We start from the raw sequence: 5,340 nt of genomic DNA, 5'->3' as shown, positions 1-5,340 counted from the left end.
AGTAAATCCACCGAAGCTTCAATACTGCCGTTTCCGCTCGACTTGCATGTGTTAGGCCTGCCGCCAGCGTTCAATCTGAGCCATGATCAAACTCTTCAATTAAAGTTTTGGTGTTTGCTTTTCCAAAGAAAAGACAAACGGCTCGATAAATACTGTTTTGTTCGTCTCTTGCGAGACAAACGAATTGACTGTGCCGAATAACTAAAAGTTATATCGTATTGGTCACTCAGTTCATCGAATAAATCTTTTTGTCTATTCTCAACGAGTGCCCACACAGATTGCATAGGTCAAATTGTTAAAGAGCGTGTCGACTTAGTGGTTGGCATTTCGTGACTTACGTCTCGTTGCCCCGTCGACAGGAAGCGCAGTATAGAGATCTCAGTTTTTACCGCAACCCCTAAATATAAAAAAAAAGCGCCTTGCTGCTCGTTTGTTCACAAAACAAACAAAAACAGACAAAAGGCCCCTTTTTCCGGTCGTTGAGAGCTTTTCTAGTCGTGGAGAGCGAGAGATGGCTGGTGCTCACGCTCCCTCAATACAAAAAAACAATTAGTGCAAGTGCGATTGTTGCCTTTCCTCCGCACGCTCTTTCGCTCGACAATAACGCACAGCGCCCCACGCCATGAGCAAAAGCACAAAAGGAATTGCGCCAGCGGTCCATTGCGCCCATGTGTAATAGGCAAGTGTTTCAATAATAATGATGTGGCCAAGGATCAGTAACGCTGCACAAATTATTGCGACCACCATCATGCTCATCTCTTGTTTCATCTTTTCCTCCCAAGCTGGTATTGCACATCCAGTTTAAAGGGAAAAGTGCCGTCGCGGCCTAGTACAAAGTGATCACTATTTAACTGGTACAGGTGACGCGGCGAGTAACGATGAGAGAGCCGTCGCAATCTGATTTAACCCATCACACTCGGCATCATTGTGCTCGAGCTCTCTTGTTACTTTTCCATCAATCGAGAGATTGAGACGAAAGCAATGATTAAACCGTCCATCTGTCGCAAACAATGCACCCGGGGCGATGGTCACACCAAACGGCCTTAACGCCTGAAACAGATCACGCGTATCGATGTTTTTATCCAATGTAACCCACAAAAAATAACCGCCTTTGGGTTCGCTAACCGAGGCACTGGCCGGTAAGATCGCTTTGAGTTGGGTGAGGACCTGGTTTTGACGAGTAGACAGCGTTTCACGTAATCGGCGTAAGTGCGCGTCATAGCCGCCTTGTTTTAAGTAATCAGCAATCGCCAGTTGATTGGGCGCCCCTACGGCTAAGCTCGAAACGGACTGACGCTTCTCTATTTGCATCGCATAGCACCCTGCCGCGACCCAGCCCACTCGAAAACCAGGTGCAAGCTGTTTGGAGAAAGAGCCGCAATGTAAGACGCCGCCTTGCGCATCATAGGCTTTTAAAGGCATGGGCCGTGAAGGGGTGAAATAGAGCTCACCATATACATCATCTTCGATAAGTGGGACTTGATGAGACGCAAGTAGGCTAACCACACGGGGCCGGTCATCATCTGGAATCGATGCCCCGGTAGGATTATGAAAGTTACTCATTAACCAGCATGCCGATACTTGGTGTGAGATTAAGGCGTGCTCAAGCGCATTTATATCAATACCAGAACTTGGATCAACCGATACAGCAACGGGTTCAAGTTGTAGCCTTTCAAGCGTTTGCAGTACCCCATAAAAAGCGGGTGCTTCGATAATGACTTTATCACCAGGTTGAGTGAGTGCGGCTAATGACAAACTTAATGCTTCTATTGCACCGTTGGTGATAATGATTTCGTCAATGCCAACTTTAATGCCTTGACGCAGATAGCGTTGGGCAATCAACCGACGCAGCCCAGTGTCACCGGGTGGTAAAATAGTAAAGTGGTCTGGATGTGAAGACTGACGAAGCACTCGCGCCATTGCCCGTCCCAAGGCTTGCATGGGGAACAGTTGAGGATCGGGAAATGCCGAACCAAATGGATAGCGCGTTCCTTGGTGACTAGCACTGATCACATCAAAGACATCCTGATGCGTGGAGAGCCATTGAGAATCAGCTTGCGGCCTCGCCAATACATGCTCTGCCAACTGGTTATAATGAGGGCGAACAAAAAAACCGGACCGGGGTCTCGCTTCAACCCAGCCATCAGCTTCCAACTGTTCATAAGCACGCATCACTGTCATTGGACTCACGCGCTGGAGACGGCTCATTTCTCTTACCGATGGGATCCGCTCGCCGACTTGCCAAACGCGCTGCTGGATTTGTGCTTCGATCCAACGAGCAATGTCTTGATAACGCACTTGCACCTTACTACTCCCTCTTTTTGCTTATCGAGGGATCATACCTTGGGCCGTCAGGATTAGCGGGATAGAATGTGGCGGATTGTGACTTGCACATCGCTTATGCGGGCGCATAACGAAAAAAGCCCCAGTCTTTAGACTGGGGCTTTTTTGGGATTTGGTGCCGAGAGAGGGACTTGAACCCTCACACCCGTTAAGGCGGCGGATTTTGAATCCGCTGCGTCTACCAATTCCGCCATCTCGGCAAGTGCGGCCAATTATACGTACCGCCCTTTCGAGTGCAAGCACAAAAAGCAAAAAAGTGTTTGTTCGCATTATTTTTAACCAACTCAGGACACTAAGATACACTTATGCAGAAAAAATCCCCATAGTTGGTCAAAAAACAACAGCCTAGTCTTACTCGCCAAGACAGTGTCTGTGCTAGGCTAGCATCGAATTGAATACTGGGATGTAAACACCAATGCAAACGTCTTCTATCGCTTGTCCAACCGCAGGTTTTTTTCGCCGCTTAGCGGCCTGGGTCTATGATATTCTAGTGGTTGCCGCACTTCTTATGCTTGCGGGGGGCGGCATGATGGCATTGCTCGCGATCGCACAAGCGCTCGGCATGTCTATCGCGCCCTACCAAGATATCAGTGACTTTCTCACCCATCACCCCATTGTTAACCCATTATATACAGCGTATTTAGCCTGTGTCATCGGTGGGTTCTATGGCTATTTTTGGTGTAAGGCAGGACAAACACTCGGGATGCGAGCATGGCGCCTGCGCCTGCAAAATACCGATGGCAGTAATATTCGCCCCACTCAGGCACTGATCCGCATGGCAACGGCCTGCTTTGGCCTTGGCAACCTCATTGTTATCTTCGATATCAATAATCGCGCTTTCCAAGACCATTTTTCTGAGTGCGATATGATTGTGCTGCCAAAACCCACCAAAAAGAAATAACGCCCTCATCAATAGGGCGCAAGTGCGCCCTTTCCTATGCGGACTTCGGTTTAAGCCAACCGCTAATTTGATTTAAAACAAGAAAAGCCTAATTATCTCACGTTGGAACCCTTGGTGTTTTATCCTGTTTTATTCATCATTAACGCCCACCACTTATGACTAATTAAGCAATCTGCTCACATAAACGCTATCGAGCAAAGGGATAATATCTGCCTTACGCTGCAAGTAGATACATTTTAATCAATAAAAACCCACCTTTCCCTTGGCGAAAAAAAGGATAAGTACGCGTAAAAACCAACATAACATTCACTTTAAAATTTTAGCTCATCTTTTTTAATAAAAAGCCACATTTCCTTTTGTGAGATATCACCAAGAAGTCAGAAGCCTCTCGCTTTTACAATAAAGACAAAGCAAATGTTTATTGCTCAAAATAATAATGACGTGAAACTTAACGCTTTACCTCAACACGTGTAGTACGCCCCTGTACTGAGAAGAGGTATGAGGAGAAACCATGAGTAACCAGAGTGTTCCTGAGAAAAAAGGTTGGTTTGCCAATCTGAAGTTCCCATCCGCTTATACGATACTGTTTATTCTTATTGCCGTCGTTGCCGCCCTAAGTTGGGTCGTACCCGCAGGGCAATACGACCGCACCATGAACGAAGAGCTTGGTCAAGAAGTCCCTGTATCAGGCACTTATCAGCAAGTTGAGAGTAATCCGCAAGGCATCGTGGATGTCCTTTTAGCCCCCATTGATGGCTTTTATAATCACCAAACTTATGAAGCGGCGGCCATTGATGTCTCCCTGTTTATTCTTATTATTGGCGGCTTTTTGGGGCTGGTGACGAAAACGGGCGCCATTGATGCTGGTATTGAGCGGGTCACCAAACGCTTGGAAGGGCGCGAAGAGTGGATGATCCCTATCTTGATGGGCCTATTTGCCGCAGGGGGCACCATCTACGGGATGGCTGAAGAATCACTCCCCTTCTATACCTTGCTTGTGCCTGTGATGATGGCCGCACGTTTTGATCCTGTCGTTGCCGCTGCCACCGTGCTACTTGGCGCAGGTATTGGCACATTAGGCTCAACCATTAACCCGTTTGCGACTGTGATTGCTGCCAATGCCGCAGGCATTCCTTTTACCGACGGTATTCTGCTGCGCCTCGCCATTTTGGCCATTGGTTGGCTCATTTGTGTCGCTTATGTCATGCGCTATGCTCGAAAAGTACGCGCTGACCAAAGCCAATCCATTGTTTATGACCAGTATGAAAGTAATAAAAAGCATTTCCTTGGCGAGCACGATGATAATCAAAGCCTAGACTTCACCGCCACACGTAAGGTCATCCTTACCGTTTTTGCCGGTGCATTCGCGGTCATGATTTATGGCGTCTCCTCGCTCGGATGGTGGATGGCCGAGATCTCAGCCGTGTTCTTAGGGGCCGCCATTATCATTGGTCTTATTGCGCGCATGAGTGAAGAGGAAATCACCACCAGCTTTATAGATGGGGCGAGAGACCTACTTGGTGTAGCGCTGATCATCGGTATTGCGCGCGGTATTGTGGTGATCATGGACAAAGGCATGATCACCGACACCATACTGAATAGCGCGGAAAGCCTAGTATCGGGCTTGTCGTCATTTGTGTTTATCAATGTGATGTATTGGCTTGAAGTACTTCTGTCTTTCTTGGTGCCCTCATCATCAGGACTGGCTGTTCTAACCATGCCAATCATGGCGCCCCTCGCTGATTTCGCCAACGTCGGTCGCGAATTAGTCGTCACCGCTTACCAGTCAGCCTCTGGCTTGGTCAACCTAGTGACTCCGACGTCTGGCGTGGTCATGGGCGGCTTAGCCATTGCGCGTGTACCCTATGCGAAATGGATAAAATGGGTTGCTCCCCTGCTTGGCATTTTAACTATCATGATTATGGTTATGCTCAGCGTCGGTGTCATGCTGTAAACACTATCACCGCAACACACGCGCACTTGCGATAAGCAAGTGCGCTTTTTTTTGCCTAAAAACGACCTTGACCTGCTTTATTTTTTGTCGCTTTGTATTTTTCACAATAAAACAACATTTTTAACAACAAGCAGTATAATAA

The 5,340-nt window shown here is 47.6% G+C and carries 5 protein-coding genes and 1 tRNA gene; 3 read left to right on the top strand and 3 right to left on the bottom strand.

Annotated elements, in window-relative coordinates; all coding sequences use genetic code 11:
- On the top strand, positions 1-201 hold a 201-nt coding region (locus tag BZG75_RS15480), incomplete at its 5' end, for a hypothetical protein (protein WP_206779529.1).
- A 348-nt stretch (positions 202-549) separates the two neighbouring features.
- Here the strand turns inward: BZG75_RS15480 and BZG75_RS15010 are convergent.
- The 3 genes from BZG75_RS15010 to BZG75_RS15000 form a co-directional block, all read right to left on the bottom strand.
- Complete coding sequence (locus BZG75_RS15010; protein WP_021023412.1) at positions 550-768, bottom strand: hypothetical protein; 219 nt, start codon at positions 766-768, stop codon at positions 550-552.
- A 75-nt stretch (positions 769-843) separates the two neighbouring features.
- Entirely contained in the window at positions 844-2,304 is a 1,461-nt protein-coding gene (locus BZG75_RS15005) for an aminotransferase-like domain-containing protein (protein WP_077577409.1), read from the bottom strand.
- A 152-nt stretch (positions 2,305-2,456) separates the two neighbouring features.
- Positions 2,457-2,543: transfer RNA gene (locus BZG75_RS15000), tRNA-Leu, on the bottom strand.
- A gap of 215 nt (positions 2,544-2,758) precedes the next feature.
- Between BZG75_RS15000 and BZG75_RS14995 the strand changes: the two genes are divergently transcribed.
- Positions 2,759-3,244: an RDD family protein gene (locus BZG75_RS14995; protein WP_077459918.1), complete on the top strand. Its 486-nt coding sequence runs from the start codon at positions 2,759-2,761 to the stop codon at positions 3,242-3,244.
- 511 nt (positions 3,245-3,755) lie between these two features.
- Positions 3,756-5,198 (top strand): YfcC family protein, encoded by a 1,443-nt coding sequence (locus tag BZG75_RS14990; protein WP_077459919.1) that lies wholly within the window; start codon positions 3,756-3,758, stop codon positions 5,196-5,198.
- Positions 5,199-5,340: the final 142 nt, after the last annotated feature.

The organism is Salinivibrio sp. AR640, from assembly GCF_001995405.1.
GTDB classification, from domain to species: Bacteria; Pseudomonadota; Gammaproteobacteria; order Enterobacterales; family Vibrionaceae; genus Salinivibrio; species Salinivibrio costicola.
The sequence above is the reverse complement of the archived record's forward strand: the minus strand, read 5'-3'. Positions and strand labels throughout refer to the sequence as shown.

Coding starts and splice junctions, on each gene's coding strand:
- BZG75_RS15010 (WP_021023412.1), bottom strand. CDS start 768: ATGAAACAAGAGATGAGCATGATGGTGGTCGCAATAATTTGTGCAGCG.
- BZG75_RS14995 (WP_077459918.1), top strand. CDS start 2,759: ATGCAAACGTCTTCTATCGCTTGTCCAACCGCAGGTTTTTTTCGCCGC.
- BZG75_RS14990 (WP_077459919.1), top strand. CDS start 3,756: ATGAGTAACCAGAGTGTTCCTGAGAAAAAAGGTTGGTTTGCCAATCTG.